This window comes from Rhizobium sp. NXC24 (genome assembly GCF_002944315.1).
Classification (GTDB): Bacteria; Pseudomonadota; Alphaproteobacteria; order Rhizobiales; family Rhizobiaceae; genus Rhizobium.
In genome coordinates this window covers 1,307,730-1,325,772 of record NZ_CP024314.1, presented here as the reverse complement: position 1 = coordinate 1,325,772, position 18,043 = coordinate 1,307,730, and the positions used below count along the sequence as shown (strand labels likewise).

The 18,043-nt window shown below is 59.5% G+C and carries 18 protein-coding genes and 4 pseudogenes; 11 read left to right on the top strand and 11 right to left on the bottom strand.

All coding sequences use genetic code 11. From position 1 onward, the window contains the following. Positions 1–89: 89 nt before the first annotated feature. A pseudogene (locus NXC24_RS30265) lies at positions 90–491 on the bottom strand (LysR family transcriptional regulator); the annotation flags it as partial. On the opposite strand from NXC24_RS30265, the pseudogene NXC24_RS30260 reads away from it, so the two are divergent. Both NXC24_RS30260 and NXC24_RS35985 read left to right on the top strand, forming a co-directional pair. After that, positions 492–1,164 (top strand): annotated as a pseudogene (locus NXC24_RS30260) (acyl-CoA dehydrogenase family protein); the annotation flags it as partial. Between the two features lie 168 nt (positions 1,165–1,332). Further along, positions 1,333–1,497: pseudogene (locus NXC24_RS35985) on the top strand (electron transfer flavoprotein subunit alpha/FixB family protein); the annotation flags it as partial. 45 nt (positions 1,498–1,542) lie between these two features. On the opposite strand, the gene NXC24_RS30250 reads toward NXC24_RS35985, so the two are convergent. The 3 genes from NXC24_RS30250 to NXC24_RS30240 are packed head-to-tail and all read right to left on the bottom strand — an operon-like array spanning position 1,543 to position 4,239. Beyond that, the gene (locus NXC24_RS30250) at positions 1,543–2,691 is read right to left on the bottom strand and encodes an FAD-dependent oxidoreductase (protein WP_104827028.1); all 1,149 of its coding nucleotides are present in this window, start codon (positions 2,689–2,691) and stop codon (positions 1,543–1,545) included. A 3-nt stretch (positions 2,692–2,694) separates the two neighbouring features. Then, positions 2,695–3,015, bottom strand: a complete 321-nt coding sequence (locus NXC24_RS30245; RefSeq protein ID WP_104827027.1) for a 2Fe-2S iron-sulfur cluster-binding protein — start codon at positions 3,013–3,015, stop codon at positions 2,695–2,697. A 27-nt stretch (positions 3,016–3,042) separates the two neighbouring features. Continuing rightward, positions 3,043–4,239, bottom strand: a complete 1,197-nt coding sequence (locus NXC24_RS30240) for a cytochrome P450 (RefSeq protein WP_104827026.1) — start codon at positions 4,237–4,239, stop codon at positions 3,043–3,045. 127 nt (positions 4,240–4,366) lie between these two features. Here NXC24_RS30240 and NXC24_RS30235 point away from each other — a divergent pair, with 127 nt between their 5' ends. Next, positions 4,367–5,290: a LysR family transcriptional regulator gene (locus NXC24_RS30235; protein ID WP_199773623.1), complete on the top strand. Its 924-nt coding sequence runs from the start codon at positions 4,367–4,369 to the stop codon at positions 5,288–5,290. A 57-nt stretch (positions 5,291–5,347) separates the two neighbouring features. Here the strand turns inward: NXC24_RS30235 and NXC24_RS30230 are convergent, their stop codons facing one another. The 3 genes from NXC24_RS30230 to NXC24_RS30220 form a co-directional block, all read right to left on the bottom strand. After that, the gene (locus tag NXC24_RS30230; RefSeq protein ID WP_104827912.1) at positions 5,348–5,884 is read right to left on the bottom strand and encodes a cupin domain-containing protein; all 537 of its coding nucleotides are present in this window, start codon (positions 5,882–5,884) and stop codon (positions 5,348–5,350) included. A 73-nt stretch (positions 5,885–5,957) separates the two neighbouring features. Beyond that, positions 5,958–7,073, bottom strand: a complete 1,116-nt coding sequence (locus NXC24_RS30225; protein ID WP_104827024.1) for an alcohol dehydrogenase catalytic domain-containing protein — start codon at positions 7,071–7,073, stop codon at positions 5,958–5,960. A gap of 252 nt (positions 7,074–7,325) precedes the next feature. Continuing rightward, positions 7,326–8,057 (bottom strand): FCD domain-containing protein, encoded by a 732-nt coding sequence (locus tag NXC24_RS30220; protein ID WP_104827023.1) that lies wholly within the window; start codon positions 8,055–8,057, stop codon positions 7,326–7,328. Between the two features lie 190 nt (positions 8,058–8,247). Here NXC24_RS30220 and NXC24_RS30215 point away from each other — a divergent pair, with 190 nt between their 5' ends. The 8 genes and pseudogenes from NXC24_RS30215 to NXC24_RS30180 all read left to right on the top strand — a co-directional run bounded on the left by NXC24_RS30215 (position 8,248) and on the right by NXC24_RS30180 (position 14,266). After that, complete coding sequence (locus tag NXC24_RS30215; protein WP_199773622.1) at positions 8,248–9,093, top strand: fumarylacetoacetate hydrolase family protein; 846 nt, start codon at positions 8,248–8,250, stop codon at positions 9,091–9,093. A 111-nt stretch (positions 9,094–9,204) separates the two neighbouring features. Then, a complete protein-coding gene (locus NXC24_RS30210; protein WP_104827021.1) occupies positions 9,205–10,107 on the top strand; it encodes a VOC family protein in 903 nt (300 codons plus the stop codon). 20 nt (positions 10,108–10,127) lie between these two features. Further along, positions 10,128–11,015 (top strand): alpha/beta fold hydrolase, encoded by an 888-nt coding sequence (locus NXC24_RS30205; RefSeq protein ID WP_104827020.1) that lies wholly within the window; start codon positions 10,128–10,130, stop codon positions 11,013–11,015. Then, entirely contained in the window at positions 11,012–12,067 is a 1,056-nt protein-coding gene (locus NXC24_RS30200) for an Ldh family oxidoreductase (protein WP_104827019.1), read from the top strand. The genes NXC24_RS30205 and NXC24_RS30200 overlap by 4 nt, the downstream gene beginning before the upstream one ends. 254 nt (positions 12,068–12,321) lie before the next feature. After that, positions 12,322–12,546: a hypothetical protein gene (locus NXC24_RS30195; RefSeq protein ID WP_104827018.1), complete on the top strand. Its 225-nt coding sequence runs from the start codon at positions 12,322–12,324 to the stop codon at positions 12,544–12,546. 144 nt (positions 12,547–12,690) lie between these two features. Continuing rightward, complete coding sequence (locus tag NXC24_RS30190; RefSeq protein WP_245464077.1) at positions 12,691–13,248, top strand: GFA family protein; 558 nt, start codon at positions 12,691–12,693, stop codon at positions 13,246–13,248. Beyond that, a pseudogene (locus NXC24_RS30185) lies at positions 13,211–13,621 on the top strand (alcohol dehydrogenase catalytic domain-containing protein); the annotation flags it as partial. The gene NXC24_RS30190 and the pseudogene NXC24_RS30185, both read left to right, overlap by 38 nt. Positions 13,622–13,936: 315 nt before the next feature. After that, on the top strand, positions 13,937–14,266 hold the full coding sequence (locus NXC24_RS30180; RefSeq protein ID WP_245464076.1) for a hypothetical protein: 330 nt from the start codon (positions 13,937–13,939) through the stop codon (positions 14,264–14,266). A gap of 443 nt (positions 14,267–14,709) precedes the next feature. Here the strand turns inward: NXC24_RS30180 and NXC24_RS30175 are convergent, their stop codons facing one another. The 4 genes from NXC24_RS30175 to NXC24_RS30160 form a co-directional block, all read right to left on the bottom strand. Further along, the gene (locus tag NXC24_RS30175) at positions 14,710–15,216 is read right to left on the bottom strand and encodes an RES domain-containing protein (protein WP_104827016.1); all 507 of its coding nucleotides are present in this window, start codon (positions 15,214–15,216) and stop codon (positions 14,710–14,712) included. Then, positions 15,213–15,698: a DUF2384 domain-containing protein gene (locus tag NXC24_RS30170; protein ID WP_104827015.1), complete on the bottom strand. Its 486-nt coding sequence runs from the start codon at positions 15,696–15,698 to the stop codon at positions 15,213–15,215. Before NXC24_RS30170 ends, NXC24_RS30175 begins: the two co-directional genes overlap by 4 nt. Positions 15,699–16,061: 363 nt before the next feature. Continuing rightward, the gene (locus NXC24_RS30165) at positions 16,062–16,952 is read right to left on the bottom strand and encodes an SMP-30/gluconolactonase/LRE family protein (RefSeq protein WP_104827014.1); all 891 of its coding nucleotides are present in this window, start codon (positions 16,950–16,952) and stop codon (positions 16,062–16,064) included. Positions 16,953–17,011: 59 nt separating this feature from the next. Then, positions 17,012–18,043 carry an L-idonate 5-dehydrogenase gene (locus tag NXC24_RS30160; protein ID WP_104827013.1) on the bottom strand — a complete coding sequence of 344 codons (1,032 nt, stop codon included), beginning with the start codon at positions 18,041–18,043 and terminating at the stop codon, positions 17,012–17,014.

The window sequence follows — 18,043 nt, the reverse complement described above, 5'->3', positions numbered from 1 at the left end:
GTTGTCGATGTTCTAAGCCAAGCGAGCCACTTCCAGCTCATCAAGCGCCGGACTTAAAGCCGCCGAGACCGCTTCCTTAAAGCCGATTGTCAGCTTTCAATCGCTGCAATCTCCGCAGTAAGCCAGGCGCGGAAGGCTTCGAGCGGCGGGTAATTGGCCCGCGATTGCGGCCAGACGAGCCAGTACGATCCGGAGCCCGGCACCGATCTCTTCAGGACCGGTGCCAGGCGCCCTTCGATTATTTCAGTGGATGCTTGACCAGGAATGCGCCCAACCGCGGCGCCAGCCATCGCGTACCGAAAGCCGGCAGGATAGCCAGCGACAGGGTGCCGCCGCCTGGGTTGGCGGCGAATGCCATGCTGCCCCGCTGGATGAGATCGAGCGCGCGGCTCATCCCGCCCGTAGGCATGGGCTGCTTCCGTCGGAATGAGCTTCTGCCTGTGTCGCTCGAAAAGCGGTCGGCCAAGCTGCTGCTCCAGATTCTGCATGAGATCTATCCGATCTATGCCTATGGCTCGGAAGAACAGCGAGACAAATATCTACCGGGCCTCGTGTCCGGTGAATTGATCGGCTGCTTCGGCCTGACCAAACCGGATGCCGGCTCCGATCCCGGCGGCACGAAGACCCGCGCCGAGAAAATTGAGGGCGGGTATCGCCTGCGCGGCTCCAAGATGTGGATCTCCGATGCGCCAATCGCCGATGTCTTTGTCGTCTGGGCGAAGTCGGAAGCCCATGGCGGGTAGATCCGCGGTTTCATCCTCAAAAAGGGTATGAAAGGCCTGTCGGCGCCAAAAATCGGCGGCAAGCTGTTGCTGCAGCCTCTATCACAGGCGAGATCGTGATGGACGGCGTCGAGGTCGGCGAGGACGTCCTGCTGCCGAACATTTCGGGTCTCAAGGGGCCGCTCGGCTGCCTGAGCCGCGCCCGTTATGGCTTTTCCTGGGGCGCGCTCGGCGCTGCCGAGGATTGCTGGCTGCGTTCGCGGCAATATGGACTGGATCGCGTTCAATTTGGCAAGCCGCTGGCTGGCACTCAGCTCTTCCAGAGGAAGCTGGCGGACATGCAGACGGAGATCGCGCTGGGGCTGCAGGCTTCACTCCGCGTAGGGCGACGATGGACGAGCACAACTTCGCGCCGGAGATGATCTCTATCGTCAAGCGCAACATGGCCATTCTTCTTCTGGCTGATCATGACAGCAACCATCTATCCGACCAGACCGCCAAGACGCTGACGGCGGCGACCCAGATTGCCAAGGGAACGGGAAGCGACGTGCACATCCTCGTCGCCGGCGCTGGCGCCCACACTGCGGCCGAACAGGCAGCGAAACTCTCCGGCATCTCCGGGGCGATCCAGCATCTGGCCGGCATGAAGGATTCCAAGGTGATCGTCGCCATCAACAAGGACGAGGAGGCGCCGATCTTCCAGGTTGCCGACTACGGTCTGGTCGCCGATCTGTTCGAGGCATTGCCGGGACTCGAAAAGGCGCTGTGTCTCTGACACCGCGCCGGAAGCGGTCGGCGCCGGATTGCTCTTTGGACAATATCAAAGACCCAGTTCGCGCTTTGCCATCATGAAACCGCGCGCATCGTTAATGCAGTCAACGGCAATCAGCGTATTTTCCTTGAAGTAGGAAACCTTGAGGCCGCCTTCGTTGGCACTCGCTAGGGTCTCCGCGCGCTCATAACCGCGGTTGAAACCCGCGATCTGCAGTTTCGTCTGGTATTGATCAGACCAGAACCAGGGGCGCGGGCAATAGGGTGTTGCTTCACCAAGAATATTGCGTGCCACATGCTCCGCCTGATCGATCGCGTGCGGGACGGATTCGATACGGATCATTTCGCCGTTGTGAATGAAGGAGGCGCAGTCTCCGGCCGCCCAAATGTGTGGATCGGTCGCGCAGCCGAATTTATCGACGACGATCCCGCCGTCAGTCTTCAGCCCTGCCGCTTCGGCAAGTTCCGTGTTCGGACGCACACCGATACCGGCGACCACCGCATCGACGATGACTGAGGAATCATCGTCAAGAACTGCCTTGATCGCTGCGCCTTCCGGCTTCAAGTCACGAAGGCCGACACCCTCGCGAATATCGACGCCCTTCGAGATGTGAAGCGTTCTGAAATAATCCGCCGTAGGTTCGGCGGCGACCCGGTTCAGGATGCGTGGGGACATTTCCACCAGCGTGACCTCGGCGCCGGCCTGCCGCGCGGCAGCAGCTACTTCAAGGCCGATATAGCCGCCGCCGACCACCAACAGCCGGGTGTCCGGCTTCATGATCGCGCCAAGACGATCGGCATCCGCCTTGTTGCGCAAATAGAAGATGTTGGTGATGCCCTCGCACATTCGGGCCGGCAATCGGATAGGATCGGCGCCGGTCGCCAGAATGACGTTGTCATAGGGGAAGCGGTCATTGGTTGTGACGACCTGCCGGTCGATGCGATCGATTTTCAGAACCGGTTCGTTGTTCAGCACCTTGATGTCCTGCTCGGCAAAAAAAGTTTCGTTGCGAAACGAAAGACGATCGGCCTCAAGCTTTCCAAGCAGATAAGCCTTACTGAGTGGCGGGCGTTGATAAGGCATGACGCCCTCGTTGCCAAACATCGTGATCGAGCCCTCGAACCCGAGCTGACGCAGTTTTGCGCCGGCAGCGAAACCCGCTTGTCCCGCACCCACTATCATTACCCGCGCCGCCATGATTTACATCTCCGATGCGATGCGAACGACCGCGCCATTGAGACGCCCGTCAACCCGTATCTGGCAACTCAGCCGGCTGCCGGGCTCCCGCGGCGCGGTCGTGAAGTCAAGCATGTCGTTTTCATGCTCGCTGATCGGATCGAGGATATCGATCAGGGTATTGTCCACGATCACGTGGCAGGTGCCGCAGGCGGCCGCGCCATTGCATTCGGCAACGATGCCCGGCACCGAATTCTGCAGAGCTAACTCCATGAGACTGAGGCCCTCGCTGGCCGAGCAGGCTTTTTCCCCCCCGTTAGGAAGAATGAATGTGATCTCGGTCATTTTTGTTCTCCTCCGACGATTTTCGCTTCACGCGTCCCAGACGACCGGCAAGGTAACCGGTCCGCGGAAGACCCATCCTTGAATGAGCACTGCTTCGGGGTCTTTCAGGCGTAGATTCTTCAGACGATCGAACAACCGCGGCACGACGAGGCGGCCGACCATATGGCGGGCGACCCAGGTGCCGGCGCAGAAATGCGCGCCTGCACCGAAGGCAAGGTGGGATTTCTTCTCGCGAAAAACGTCGAAACGATCCGGATCGACGAAACGGCTATCGTCGCGGTTGGCTGCCCCAACACAGAGGCCCACCTGATCGCCCGCGCGTAATTCGACGCCTGAAAAGACGACGTCCCGCGTGACCCGGCGTGGATACATGCCGATCGGAGAAATCCAGCGGACCGATTCCTCGAACGCAGTCGGCCAAAGATTCGGATCGGCTTTGAACCTCTCAAGCTGGTCAGGGTTTTTGAGCAGGCCTAGCACCATTGTGAGTATGGAATCGCGTGGCTCGTTGAGACCACCGCCGACAGCAACCTTGATGTTGGCGTAGATCTGCTCGATCGTGTGCGGGTCGTCCGCATGGATCATCGACGACAGGACGGAGGTGTTGGGATTGTCGCGATGATAGGGAAGAGAGCGTTCGATTGCATCCTCCACGCCTTTCGCCGCCTCCGCCGCCTTACGGGCGATCTCCGGATCGCCGGAATAGTTGCCGGCGCCGTCGATCAGCGACTGCGACCAGAGCGCCATCGTCTGCCAGTCGACATCGAGAAAGCCCAGCACCTCGGCAAGTGCGCGTCCGGCCATGGGCGCGGCCAGGGTATTGAAAAGATCAGCCTCGCCGTCATTTTCGAAACTAGATACAATCTCGTCGAATATGGTTTCGAGCTTCGGGGCCCAGCAGGATTTAACTGCGCCGGGGCGCAAAGCCGGCTCCACCGCCTTGCGTTCACGGGCATGGGCCTCGCCGTCCTTGCGCATCATGGTGTGGCCCATGACCTTGTTGACCAGAGACTGCGGGTTTTCTGACGAAAAAAGTTCCGGATCGCGTTCCATCGCCATGATATCCTCATAGCGCGTGGCAACGAGGATGTTCGCCGCCTCGATGCGGACCACTGCAGCCATGTCGCGGGCGCGCTTGAATGTGGGATAAGGATCGGCCAGAAGTTCAGCCAAAGTGACGTCGGAAATGACCGGCGGGGTTACCGTTGTCTCTTCGGTAAGCATTGCTTCTCCTCCCATCTTGCCCTCCCAAGCAATTTGATACCAGGCAGGTTAGGCGATGGCTTCCATTCTGCCAATTGGATGGATACGATAGAAGTCATCGAAGAATTAGATGACGTGGGGGAGTGTCATGATCCCGGAAGATTTGGCGCAGATCGACCTTAGGTCGATGCAATTACTGGTGACGGTGCACGATACTGGCTCATTCTCGGCCGCAGCCGTACAGATGGATGTCAGCCAATCGACGGTGAGCTATACGATCGACCGGTTGAGGCGCGCCTTCGGCGACCCGCTGTTCGTTCGTCAAGGCAACAGCATCGCGGAGACGGACAAGTGCCGCGACCTCGTCAGCCATGCACGCGAGGTTGTCAACCGCATGCTGGCGATCGCAGTGCCGGTAGAGTTTGATCCGACGACCGCCGAGGGCGGGGTGACCCTTTCGTGCAACCATCATGAGCGTTTCCTGCTGATGCCGAGTTTCATTGCGGCGATGCGGCGGTTGGCGCCGAACGTCGTCATCAACATCCTGGAGTCGGCGGTCAACGGCAAGCAGCAGCTGAAGGAGAACATTGCGGACATCGTGCTCGGCCCCGTCCGTATCCTGGGGGAGGGTTATTTCCGCCGGCACATCTTTTCGGATCACTATTCCTGCGTCATGGATCCGGGCAACCCCCTTGCGAAGGGAGAGATGACGCTGGAGCGCTTTCAGAGAGCTACGCATGTCGCCGTCACCCATAACGGCCAATGGCAGGCGCTCTACTTCAGCGCCCTGCGCGAACGCGACATCCTGCTGAAACCGCAACTCACGCTTCCAAGCCATGACAGTCTTGAATTGATGATAACCGGCACCGATCTCATAGCCACCATTCCGAACCGACTAGCGACCACCTATGCCGGGAGGCTCACGGTGCGCCGCTTCCCAATCCAGATTCCGATCGAGATCGATATGTATTGGACGGAGCGGACGCATCGCTCGGGCCTCCATCGCTGGGCCCGCCAGCTTCTGGCCGATGTGGCAAGGTCGCAGGCACCCGAGCAGACGGCGCGTCCCTGAAAAACGAAAAGGCGCCAAGGATTGCCGGCGCCTTCCGCTGTCTTGGGTAACAGGATTCTACTTGGCGCCGACAAGCACGACGGCGATCGTTGCCGGTTGGCTGGTCGGATTGCGCCAGGCATGGCGAGCGCCGTGCTGGACGAAGCTATCACCCGACTTCAGCTCGACGGCGATGCCGTCGTCCAGCTCGAGGGTTATCGTGCCGCTGATGACAACGCCATAGTCGAGTGTTGGCGTCGTATGCATGCCGGGATTGTCCATCTCGAAATACTCAGCGATACCGGGCGCCGCGACGGCATGCTCCGGTCCGGCAAGCTCCGGCCGGAAATTCGGCGACATCATTACCGAATCCGGTGGAAAGGTGATGATGAAAAACGTCGAGGAGCCGGCGGCCGGATGGAGAAGCGTGCCGTCACTTGCCATTGGATCGTTGCCATCGAAGGGCAGGGCAGGGGGCGTGGCGACCGTCCATATGGGGGCCGAAACAAAGCCCGGCGTGTGCTTGAGTGCCATTTCGCGCGGCGATGCGCCGTCGCTGATCACGACCGATTTACCGGATGCGTTTTTCGCGGTGACAACACGTCTGAACGTCATGATTTCCTCCCGAATGACGAACGAGGCTGAAAGTTGGCCGGCCGCTTGGAAATGCAAGCGGGCCTGAATGACTTCAGGGGCAAATGATGTAATTCGAAAAGCCGCCGTGGCGCTGCTCGATACCGGAAATCGCGTTGTTAACGTCCGAAAGCGGGAAGCTTTTCGTCTCGAGAACGGAAAGATCAACGATGCCGGCTTCCACCATGTCCGCCATTTCCTGTCCCTCCGCCGTGGTCAGCCAAGCGGAGCCATAGAGGCGCTGGTTGCGATCCATCAGGCGATGGACGTCGAGTTCGACCGGACCTGCAATCGCGCCAATATCGACGGCAACGCCGCCGCGGCGCAGGCTGAGCAGGCCCTGGCGGAATGTATCATGTCCGGCACCAGGACCATTGCAATCGAGGAACGCGTCGACACCTTCGCCGTCGGTCTGTGCCATCACCCAGTCAGCGACGCTGCCGTCCTCAATCGAAAAAATTTCGATGCGGTCCGATGCCAAGGCCTTGATTTCTTCAAGCAGTTTCCTGTTACGGGCGGTAATGAGAAGCTTTTTCACGTTCATGGCAAGGCCGAAGATTACCGCGCCGATGCCGAGCGTGCCGGTGCCGCCGTTGACCAGAATGGTGTCGCCCGGCCCGGCGTTGACTTTCTTCAATGCCGAATAGGCAGTGCCAAGGTAGCCGAGGCGCGCGGCTTGGCCGTAGTCCATGTTGTCCGGGATCTTCACGATCGCGGAAGCCGGGGCGACCATGTATTCGCTAAGACCGCCGATTGGATAGTCCTTAAAGGTTTGCAGGGCGTATTCCGAGAAGCCGAAATAACCTTGGAACGCGTAGTGTTTGCAGGAGATCGAGTCGCCGCGGCGGCAATGGCGACAGGAACCGCAGCTGCGACCCGGATTGACGTAGACTCGATCGCCGACCTTGAGACCGTGGATCTGCTTGCCGACCTCGGCGATTTCGCCTGCCGGGTCTAGGCCGAAGACGGCGGGAAGCGGCGGCTGCGGCATGTGGGGGAACCAGGTCGGCCAGTTAGCAAGAATATTGTGCAAATTCGGAACGATTCCGCAGGCCTTCACACGCACGAGGACATCCATGTCGCCCGGCGCCGGCATCGGCAGTTTCTCGATCTCCATTTTGCCGCCAACGGTGTGCATGCGGGCAGCGGTCATGGTCTGGGCGATGGTCATGGATTCCTCCTCAGGTACAGATCTCGATGACCCTTTCACGGGGTCGGGGCGCTCCTCCGCCTGAAAACAGTCGTAATCCGAAAATTTCGAAAATTCAACCTATTTCGTAAATCATAGAGAATGCCAGACATTCTGCGTTGATTTCGCCAATACATGATCCGGCTCTCTTAATGGGAAGGCGAACGCGAGGAGCCGGCTGGCAGCTCGACCGCCACGTTGCGGCAGCAAGCAAGACGAAGGCCGCACGCCGCCTCACTCAGCGGCAGACAGCGACTTCCTCTTCTTCGGCGTCCCGCGTTTCAGATCCGGGAACAAATGCCCGGCGTGCTCGATGACATTTTCGCTTGTTTCACGGATATGCTGGTCGATCAGGCTCAGCGCCTTTTCTTGGTCGCGCGCCAGCGTGGCGTCGACGATCATCTTGTGCTCGGCGGTTTTCTCGCGCCAGTAGGGCCGGAACTGCGACGACATGCGCCGGTAGCGATGCGCCCGCTCGAAGAGCTTGCTCCTGATTTCAAGTAGCACTGGAGATTCGCAGGCTGAAACGAGCGAAGCATGGAACTCCCCGTGCACGGAACTCCATTCCTCGGAAAGGTAGTATTCCCTTCCGAGACGCTGCTGCAGCTTGTCCATGCGATGATAGGTGGCGAGGATATTGCCTTCCCAACGGTCGTCGCCGTTGCGGATCGATTTCACAAGTGCTTCGCGCTCGATCAGAACGCGGACATTCGTCAGATCATTGAGGTCGGCGATCGAAACCGGTGCAACCACAAAGCCACGCTGTCCTTCGGCAATCACCAGATTTTCCGCAGCAAGGCGCGAAAGCGCCTCCCGCAGGGTCGAAAAGCTGACTGCGTACATGGTGCGCAGGGCCTCAAACCGAAGCTTCTCTCCCGGCTTCAATACGCAGTTGATGATGTCCAACCGCATGCGTTGCAGCACATCGCCGGCCCGTGTCTCGCTACCTGTTTTTTGATCTTCCAATAGGCTCTCCCGCTCAATTCTTGCGCATGTCCCATGTGCAGGGATCCACGTTCATGAGATATGAAAAATTTCGAAAAAAATCAACATCTCTGAAATTTTCGCATTGCGAGCGCCTTGCCTGGGTTGCGATCCGAATACTGCCCGTGTTTACGATAATCCTCTGATTTTCGAAAATATGGGGAGATGCGCAGTGCGATATTTGAGTTTCTCGTATAAGGGAGAGGCCAGCTTCGGCTGCGTCGTTGGAAATGCAGTGAGCGATCTCAAAAAACGCACCGGACTGCCCGATCTTACAAGCTACATCGAGGCCAGTTTCGCGGCGCTCGGTAAGGAGGTCGATCTCACGCCGGACTATCCGCTCGCCGACATCCGCTACCTGCCGGTTATTCCGAATCCCTCGAAGATACTCTGCGTAGCGACCAATTATTGGGATCGTGAAAGTGAGGTCGGGCAGAGGCCGGACTATCCGCTGACCTTCTCGCGGTTCGCCTCTTCGCAGACAGGTCACGGCGAACCTTTGCTGAAGCCGGATCTCTCGGACAAGTTCGACTATGAAGGCGAGCTTGCGGTTATCATTGGGAAGGCCGGTCGTCGCATCGCTGAGGCCGACGCGCTTACCCACGTGGCTGGTTACAGCTGCTTCAATGACGGCAGCGTGCGCGACTGGCAGAAACATTCAACGCAATTCACGCCGGGCAAGAATTTCTTCCGCACCGCAGGTTTCGGCCCCTGGATGGTGTCTGCGGACGAAATATCGGTTCCGACGGGGCTTTCGCTCCACACGCGGGTGAACGGCGAGCTCCGCCAGAGCAATGATACCAGCAGGCTCATCTTTCCGATCCCTTGGCTTATTTCCTATTTCAGTCAGTTCACGCTGCTGGAGCCCGGTGACGTGATCGTTACGGGCACGCCCAACGGCTTCGGCTCGACTCGCATGCCGCCGGTCTTCCTTGCAGATGGCGATACGGTGGAGGTCGAGATCAGTGGCATTGGTACGTTGAGCAACACCGTCACGACGGATTCAGGCCCCGCTTAAAATTTCGATATTTTGTAATTTTTCGAAATATCTTGCGAAGCTCCGATGTCTGGCGTATTAAAGCCACAGTCGACACAGGATTTGCCTTGAATTCCAAGGGAGGAATAAAAAATGCACATCGTGCACGCCGTCGGGCACATGAAGGTCAATGTCACCGATCCACAGGCCGTCATCCGCGATGCCACAGAAATCCTCGGCCTGCAGGTCCCACATAAGGATGACCGCCAGACCTGGCTGAGTTCCAATGGACGGGCGGCAGAACTTGTTCTGTTCCATGCCGATGAGAATTCCGCGCATACGATTGGGCTTGAAGCGCTGACGCCGGACCTGGTCGAAGAAGCCGCGTCCCGTATCGAAGGGGCCGGCTGCCGCATCCTGTCGCGTGAGCCGAGCCTCGATTGCATCGCTGCGGGCGTGACCTTTGCCACCCCAGAAGGGCTCCGGTTCGAAATTCACTCGCCAATCCGCAACATCACTTATGGCCGCCGCTATCCGACCACGGGCGTCGGCGCCAACCGGATCGACCACATCAATCTGATCACGCCGAACCCGGCCGCCACCCGCGCCCAACTCGAGGCCATCGGCGGCCTGCGGCTTTCGGAACGCATGGTCAATGACGCACTGAGCTGGATGTATGGCGGCAACCGCCAGCATCATGTGCTGGGCCTCGTCAAGGGCGCCGCCGCCGGCCTGCACCACGTCTCCTTCGAATTCCTGGAGTTCAACCAATATCTCCGGCTCGGCGATATCCTCGATCGATTCGACCGGCAGCTGATGTGGGGTCCCGGCCGCCACCGCCCCGGCGACAACACCTATGCCTATTACACCGATGCCAGCGGAATGATGATCGAGTGCTCCGGTGTAATGGCTCATATCGCCGACGACGCCGATTTCACGCCCAACGTGATCACCAATCTCGATCGCCCCGGCAATGTCCGCGACATGAATGTCTGGGGCACGCCGGCGCCGGCCGAATGGCGCGAATATTTCCACCCCTTCGCCACGCTCGGCTGATCCAATCGAGGAAATTGAAAATGCAGGAAAAGCTTTCCTTCATGTCCGATGGACTGAAACTTTCGGCCGTTCTCCATATTCCCGATAACCGCAAGCCCGGTCAGAAACTGCCGGCCTTCATCGTCTGCCACGGCTTCGTCGGCTCGAAGGACGAAAGCCATGCCCAGATCCAGGCCGAAATGATGGAATCCTTCGGCTATGTCGCCCTCCGGTTCGATTTCCGAAGCTGCGGCGAAAGCGAGGGCGAACGCGCCCAGGTCCGCTGTTTCGACCAGGTGGCAGACGCCAAGAATGCATTGACCTTCCTTACCGGGCGCGAGGAAGTCGATCCAAAGCGCATCGGCATCACCGGCCACAGCTTTGGCGCGGCCGTCTCCGTCTACACCGCCGGTGTCGACGACCGCTTCGCCTGCTGCCTGTCCTCCTGCGGCTGGGGCAATGGCGAGCGGAAGTTCCGCGGCCAGCATCCGACGCCGGAATCCTGGGAGAAATTCGTCGGCATTCTCGAAAAAGGCCGCAAGCACAAGCAGGAAACCGGCGAAAGCCTGTGGATGTCGCGTTTCGACGCCGTGCCGATTCCCGAACATCTGCGCAAGAACCTGTCGCCCAAGGCGATCATGGAGATCCCGGTGGAAACCGCCTGGTCCATGTACAATTTCCGCGCCGACGACGTGGTCGCCAATATCGCGCCGCGGCCGCTTCTGCTCTTTCACACCGCCAATGACACCATCACCCCGACCATCGAATCTGTCCGCATGTTCGAAAGGGCTGGTCAGCCAACCGAACTGATGCTGATCGACACGACCGCCCATTTCCCGCTCGCGCCGAACGACGCGCCACGCACCAAGATGATGATGAAGGGCTGGCTCGACAAATTCTTCCCGTCACCGCTGGGCGTGACGGCATGACTGAGATTCCGCTGAAGAAAGTGATTTCACGCGCGGTGCTGGAGGATTTTTCTGCGGCTCTCCTGGAGGCCGGCGGCTTTAGCCCGGCTTATGCCAGACAATCCGCGGAGCTTCTTATCTGGGCGAACCTACGCGGCGCCGATTCCCATGGCGTACTCCGCATTCCACGCTACCTCGAGATGGTCAAACTCGGCATCGTCAAGGGCGATGCCAAGCCGAGCGTAACGCGCGAATTCGGAGCAATCGCCCGTATCGACGGAGATCTGGTCCCAGGTGCAGCTGGCATGTCGATGGCGTCGGACAAGGCAGTGGAGCTTGCAGGCAAGTTCGGTATCGGGCTTTGCGAGATCACGCGTACCAGCCATTCGGGGGCAATCGGTTATTTTGCCGAGAGGATCGCCAGAGCCGGTATGATCGCTATCATCATGTCGGCGTCCAAACCACTGATGGTCTATCACGGAACACGGGGCGAGGGGGTGTCGACCAATCCGATTGCGATCGGAGCCCCCACCGGAACCAAGTCCGATCCTCTTCTTTTCGACATGTCGACCGCGGCCGTCGCTCTAGGCAAGGTCATGGCCGCCAGGGATGCCGGCAAGCCCATTCCTGCAGACTGGGGTGTCGATGCGGACGGAGTTCCGACCACCGATCCCGCTAAAGTCAAGGCCGTCTTGCCGATGGCAGGACCCAAAGGCTCCGGCCTCTCGCTGATGATCGAGGTAATGGTAAGCCTGCTAGGCGGCAACGCACTGATCGCGCCCGCACTTAATGAGAAGAAAGATAACGGCTTCAACGGATTGGCGCTTGCCATCAATCCACGGGCGTTTGGCCTCTCTAGTCCGGTCGAAGAGGATGTTGCAGGATTGGCGAAGGCGATCAAGGCTCTGTCGCCGGCGTCCGGCGTCCAGGACGTGTTCCTCCCCGGCGAGCGCGGGTTCACGATGGCGAAAAAGTACCTTGCGGAAGGCATTCCAGTTGCAGCCGGCACAGCCAAGCGCCTTGCGGAAGAGGGAGCCCGGCGCGGCGTCCGGGTGCCGACTGAACTCATCTAACGATCAAACCCGGCGCTCGATGGCCGTCGGCATTCAACCCTAGCTGGCCGACGGCCTATAGCGTTCCTTTTTTTTGGAAGATTTCGATGCTTGTCCTGGAAACCGAAATTACCATCGATGCGCCGCCACAGCTCGTTTGAAGCGTTCTTGACGATTTGCAGCGCTATCCTGAATGGAACGAGATCCTGCCCGAACTGAAAGGCCGCACCACCGTCGGCGAGCCGGTCAAGGGCATCTTGCGCTAGAGTGAGCCAGTGCCAGACATTCCGATCGCCCCGACGATCGTCCGTATCGTCGGGGCTCGTGAATTCAGGTGGCTGAGCCGGGCGCCGGATCCGAAAGCTTTCTACGCTGAACACTATTTCTTCCTTCAACCGTTGGAAAACGGCCGCACCCAAGTGGTTCACGGTGAGAGCTTCAGCGGCACAATTGCGGAGGAACGCTGGTCAAGCATCAGCGTCAACCTGAAGCGTGCCTAGGAAAAGCTCAATTCGGCACTAAAGGCGCGGGTTGAAAGCCTGCGCGACACCGCCGTCACTCTGCATCCCGCCGTGGGGGCTCAAGCGACGGGACGGCTTGCAGGGTCGGTGCTGCACTGCCACTGTGCGGACCATCCGGTAGAATTGGAACTCTCCGAACCCATCAGTCACAATCATCTCTGTGGCTGCTTCAAATGCTGGAAGCCAAAGGGCGCTTCATTCGCCCAGATCGCGATTGCCCCAGCCGGTTCGGTGAGGGAGAAGGCCAATGCTTCGAAACTCGAGTGCGTGGATGCTAGTCAGAAGATAGAGCGCTACCGCTGCAAGATTTGTGGCACTTATATGGTGGGCAGCGTGAGCGACAGGGATCACCATTTCTATGGCCTCGACTTTGTGCACCCGGAGCTTGCCGCGAATGGCGAACAGCCGGCCGTGGAATTCGCCGCTTTCGTGTCGTCCTTAGTGGAAGGCGGAACGTCTCCTTCGTCGACCAATAGCATCCGCAGTCGCCTCAGCGAGCTGGGCATTCCCGCCTACGATGCGTTCTCGCCGGAGCTCATGGACATGATCGCCTTGCACAAGGTGAAAATCGAAAATTCACGCCGGCAAGCCGCAGCGAAAGCGCTGCCGGAAGTTGTGGACAGCGATCAGGGAGATTGGGAAGATGGACGTACGCGCCGCCGTAGCCGTTGCCGCCGGTAAACCGCTGGAAATCATGACCGTTCAGCTCGATGGCCCGAAGGCCGGCGAGGTGCTGATCGAGGTCAAGGCGACCGGCATCTGCCATACCGACGATTTCACCCTGTCGGGCGCCGATCCGGAGGGCCTCTTCCCGGCGATCCTCGGCCATGAGGGCGCCGGCATCGTCGTCGATGTCGGCCCGGGGGTGACCTCGGTCAAGAAGGGCGATCACGTCATTCCGCTTTATACGCCCGAATGCCGCGAATGTTATTCCTGCCTCAGCCGCAAGACCAACCTCTGCACCGCGATCCGCGCCACGCAAGGGCAAGGCCCGATGCCGGACGGCACCTCGCGCTTTTCGATCGGCAAGGACAAGATCCATCACTATTTGGGCTGATGCACAAGGGCGAAAGCATCCGCGGCGTCGTGGTCCACTGAGAAAACCGTGTAGGAAAAAGCTGACAAAATTTCCCATCATCAAGCGGGAGCTCGTGCCCTCACCGCGAGGTAACGATCTTCACCCGTTCATCGCAATATGCACCTCTCTTTCGATTGGACTCCAGCCTATGATGTCGAGCCTCGAAGCCCATCTATAAAACTCTCGCAATGCAGGGCATAAGTCTTCACCTAACGGAGTGAGACTATACTGCGCCGGGTATAAAGGATCGCGGCCGTATCTGAGTCCCGTCCCTCAAGGCGGTCTTCGGCGGTGTGGCGGTCTTGGCGGGATGTACCCTGGGTCGCCGATCTGCCGACGGTTGAGGAACGCAAGGCCTGGCGTGCTGCGCTCGACGGCATCCTCGCCCGAGATCCTGAGATCGTCGTGTCGGGTCATGCGATTGCCGCCTGGCCGACGGACGTTTCAAGTGAGAAATATACCAGAGATTACCTTGCCGCCTTTGACGCTGAAGCGGCGAAGGCCTCCGACGCCAAAGCACTGATCGTGGCGAGGAAGAAGCTCTATCCCAATGACGCGATACCGATTTCGCTCGAACTCGGTGCGAAGGTCGCCAAGGGCGAAATGGCTTGGGACGAATGAACTGAGCGAGGCACGGGCCAGTTTTGGATCCACGCTTCGGCTTGATTGTCGGAGCTGCACTACTTTGGTGCTCGAACCTGCCGCATCCAGATTCGTGCGAAGGGCGCCCAACGTCTTTTAACGCGGTGTCCAGTTCTCAACATGCGGAACGATGATCACCCCAACCGGCAAAGCTATTTTGGTGCGGTGGTTGCGCCAGCAGTGTCCAAGCAGCTTCGGGCGACGCCTCTGCAGGCTACAATCTTCCCGATATTGGTCAATGGATTGATAAAAGTGCCGCCGGCGATGAGTGCAGGCACCCTCCGTCCGCCGCAGCATAGTGCCAAACGTGCCGCTATGGGCGGGCATGCAAACGAAAATGAAATGGTCGCCCGGCCCAGGGGCAAAAGTTCTGGGTGTCGAGCTCACAGATGACGATGGTGGCGATGCATCCCCGGGCTCGTTCATGCCATGGGTGGATGCAGCCTTGTATCGAGAGCAAAGGCTTCCTGGAACTTCAGGGCATAGGCACTTGGCGCGCTGCCCGCGAGAAAAATCAGATTCCAGCTATACGGCGAGACCGCGCTCGGGATCGCGACAAATCGGTGGCGTCGAAGCAGATCGTCTCCGAAGGCTTGCTGTCCCGCGCCGGGGATGCCCGGGCGGAGCCAATTGGGATTGGGCACGCTTCCCGGGTCGACGATATGGACATCGGCGGCATCCGCAATGATAGCCGCCGTCAACGTGTGCGCCACCGTGTCGAGCGCCCGAAACCCCTTATGGACCGCGACCTCGAGGATTGCCGTCGCGGGATCGAGCGAACAGTAGACCGCGCGAACGCCCTTGCTGTTCCAGCGGCCGCCGACGCGATAGGCGCCTTCGCCGCTATCCCATGTCGGCGCGTGGACGGCTTGATCGAGCCGCCACGCGACCAGCTCGGTCCCGCCGAGCCCAATTGGCAAAGGAGTCATGCATAGACGCCATATTCGAGACGGTCGAGATGATCCTCAACCAGCTCGACGCCGGCGGGCGTCCCGAGAAGATCGATCGGCCGGCGCTGATCGAGCCCGATCGCCGGGCGCTCGAGCCATTGCTCGGCTTCAGCCTGCGAGCCGAAGATGTCCGTTGCCTTTGCGAGTATCTCCGCGAATTTCCATGCGCGACCGCTCTGTTCCTGGCTGAGCGGCTTGGAGGGCGTATCCTTCCGCCGCTGCCAGGTGCGCAAACTCATGCCCACGGCCTTTTCGAGCGAGTCCGTTTTGCCGATGATGACCAGATGGCCGACAAGGTGATCCAGCGCCGAGGCCGGCAGGCCGCGCAAAAGCAGTTCATGCGCATCGAGAGGGCTGGTCAGGCTGCGCGCAAGCACGCGCGCACCGCCGAGCAGCGCCGCTACCTTCTGCAATTCGCCGGTCGTCGTTTCCGGGATAACTTTCTCTGCCGCAATGGCCATGGGATCATCTCTGCGTCATTTGTCGCTTCATATATGACAGGTGACGCAACTGATTTCAAGGTGACGTTCTACTGCGCCACGGTGTGCAGGGCAGCTTCGGCCTGTGCTTCTTGCCAGCTACTCTGTGGCGCTGAGAAGTCGTACTCCGAATATGACAGGGCTTGCAGTATAGCGGACGCGATCGCGACGCTAACACTCTGTTAACCGCCGAAATTGAGGAAGAACCTAATTAAATGCCAAACCACAGGCCACCAGGCTCGGAATGTAGATTGGGAGCCGATCCGCTGATCAAGAAGGATGGTCAGGAGGAGTTGCTATTCCTCCACGTCGACCGCTTTACCTGCGCCCTCATGAGCGTCTCAATCAAAGCGCTCCGCGCCTGTTGAGCGAAATCGCGTAAACGCTCGTGGTTGCCGTGATGAAGAGCTTGTGTTTGCCACGTCCGCCAAAGCAGAGATTGGAGACGGTTTCGGGGACCAGGAGCTTACCCATGAGATGTCCGTCCGGCGCAACGCAATGGACGCCGTCGCCGGCCGAGGACCAAAGATTGCCGTCACTGTCTATCCGCATCCCGTCGGCACACCCTGGCGAAATTGTATGAAAGACATCGCCGCCGGTCAGGCGCCAGTTTTCTGCGACGTCAAAGACGCGAATACGACGTGGATCGTCGGTGTGCATACGGCCGGTGTCTGCAACGTAAAGCCTCTTTTCATCCGGGCTGAACGCCAGCCCGTTCGGGCAATTGAAATCGGTGAGCACGGCTGCGATCGAACCTGAAGGATCGACACGATAGACGTTGCAGGGCAGTTCCTGCTCGCTTTTGTATCCTTCGTAATCCGTGGCGATGCCGTAATGCGGGTCGGTAAACCAGATGGCGCCGTCGGAAGCCACGATGACGTCGTTCGGCGAATTCAGCCGCTTGCCCTGATAGCGCTCGGCGATCACCGTGATGGAGCCGTCAAATTCCGTGCGCGTCACGCTTCGGCTGCCGTGCTCGCAGCTTACAAGACGGCCTTGCCGATCGCGGGTATGGCCGTTGGCGAAGTTCGATGGTTCGCGGAAGACGCTGGTGCCGATACCCGGGATCCACCGCATGATGCGATTGTTCGGAATGTCGGAAAAAAGGAGGCAGTTGAGGTCGCCGAACCAGACAGGCCCCTCAACCCAATCAAATCCGCTGGCGATTTGTTTGACGGGCGCATTGCCGAGGACGAACCGGCCGAAAGCCGGATCGATGATTTCGAAAAACGACATCTCTTACATTACCTCTTATCATGCTGCATCAAGGCATTGATCGACTGGCGAGCCGTGTCTCAGGAAAAGACGATCTGCGCCTTCATGGCTCGGCTGCGGTCAGAAGCGATCTCGAAAGCGCCGATCGCGTCCGCAAGCGGCACGGAATGGGTAATGAGCGGCCTGACATCGATCAGGCGCTTGCGCACCAATTCAACGCCCGTGGCGAATTCCTCATGGAAGCGGAAAGAGCCGCGCAGATCCAGTTCCTTGGCGGTGATAGTCTGCATCGGCAAGGTCATGTCGCCTCCGAGACCCAGTTGTATGATGATCCCGCGCGGTCTGAGCGCCGCAATCCCGCTGGTAAGAGCGGCGGCAGCCCCCGAGCATTCATAGAGAACATCGAAGGTTCCCTTGTCGGCCGAATAGGCGCTAAGCGCCTCCGGTTCTTTCTTCGTATTGATGACCCGGTCCGCGCCGGCCTCCTTGGCGAGCGAAAGTGTGAAGTCTGAGAGATCGGTTGCAACGATTTCCGCTGCACCGGCCCGGCGGGCGGCCAGGATGGACAAAACGCCGATCGGTCCGCAGCCGGTCACGAGAACCCGCTTGCCCAGCATTTCGCCGGCGCGCTTCGTCGCGTGCAGGGTGACGGCCAGCGGTTCGGCCATCGCCGCTTCGCCGGCCGTGAGGCCGTCGGCGGGGACGCATTGAATGGCATCGGCAACCAATGTTTCGCGGAATGCGCCCTGAATATGCGGGAAAGGCATGGCGCTGCCGTAGAAGCGCATGTTCAGGCACTGATTGTGCAAGCCTTGCTGGCAATAGCGGCAGGTCCGGCAGGGGCGCGACGGCGAAACAGCGACGAGTTGGCCAACTTCGAGCCCCTGAACACCGGCGCCAAGCGCCAGGACCGTAGCACTGACCTCATGTCCCAGGATCATCGGCTGCTTCAGGCGTACGGTCCCGAAGCCGCCGTGGTTGTAATAATGCAAGTCACTGCCGCAGATGCCGCCCGTGGCGAGCCGCAGCTTGACCTCACCCGCACCCGGCTCTTCGTCCGGATACTCCTCGATCCGCAAATCCTTGGCGGCGTGAGCGACGATTGCCTTCAT

Bases quoted from the DNA above. Each gene is read 5' to 3' on its own strand.
- NXC24_RS30250 (WP_104827028.1), bottom strand. From the start codon at position 2,691: ATGGCGGCGCGGGTAATGATAGTGGGTGCGGGACAAGCGGGTTTCGCT.
- NXC24_RS30245 (WP_104827027.1), bottom strand. From the start codon at position 3,015: ATGACCGAGATCACATTCATTCTTCCTAACGGGGGGGAAAAAGCCTGC.
- NXC24_RS30240 (WP_104827026.1), bottom strand. From the start codon at position 4,239: ATGCTTACCGAAGAGACAACGGTAACCCCGCCGGTCATTTCCGACGTC.
- NXC24_RS30235 (WP_199773623.1), top strand. From the start codon at position 4,367: ATGATCCCGGAAGATTTGGCGCAGATCGACCTTAGGTCGATGCAATTA.
- NXC24_RS30230 (WP_104827912.1), bottom strand. From the start codon at position 5,884: ATGACGTTCAGACGTGTTGTCACCGCGAAAAACGCATCCGGTAAATCG.
- NXC24_RS30225 (WP_104827024.1), bottom strand. From the start codon at position 7,073: ATGACCATCGCCCAGACCATGACCGCTGCCCGCATGCACACCGTTGGC.
- NXC24_RS30210 (WP_104827021.1), top strand. From the start codon at position 9,205: ATGCACATCGTGCACGCCGTCGGGCACATGAAGGTCAATGTCACCGAT.
- NXC24_RS30205 (WP_104827020.1), top strand. From the start codon at position 10,128: ATGCAGGAAAAGCTTTCCTTCATGTCCGATGGACTGAAACTTTCGGCC.
- NXC24_RS30200 (WP_104827019.1), top strand. From the start codon at position 11,012: ATGACTGAGATTCCGCTGAAGAAAGTGATTTCACGCGCGGTGCTGGAG.
- NXC24_RS30175 (WP_104827016.1), bottom strand. From the start codon at position 15,216: ATGACTCCTTTGCCAATTGGGCTCGGCGGGACCGAGCTGGTCGCGTGG.
- NXC24_RS30170 (WP_104827015.1), bottom strand. From the start codon at position 15,698: ATGGCCATTGCGGCAGAGAAAGTTATCCCGGAAACGACGACCGGCGAA.
- NXC24_RS30165 (WP_104827014.1), bottom strand. From the start codon at position 16,952: ATGTCGTTTTTCGAAATCATCGATCCGGCTTTCGGCCGGTTCGTCCTC.
- NXC24_RS30160 (WP_104827013.1), bottom strand. From the start codon at position 18,043: ATGAAGGCAATCGTCGCTCACGCCGCCAAGGATTTGCGGATCGAGGAG.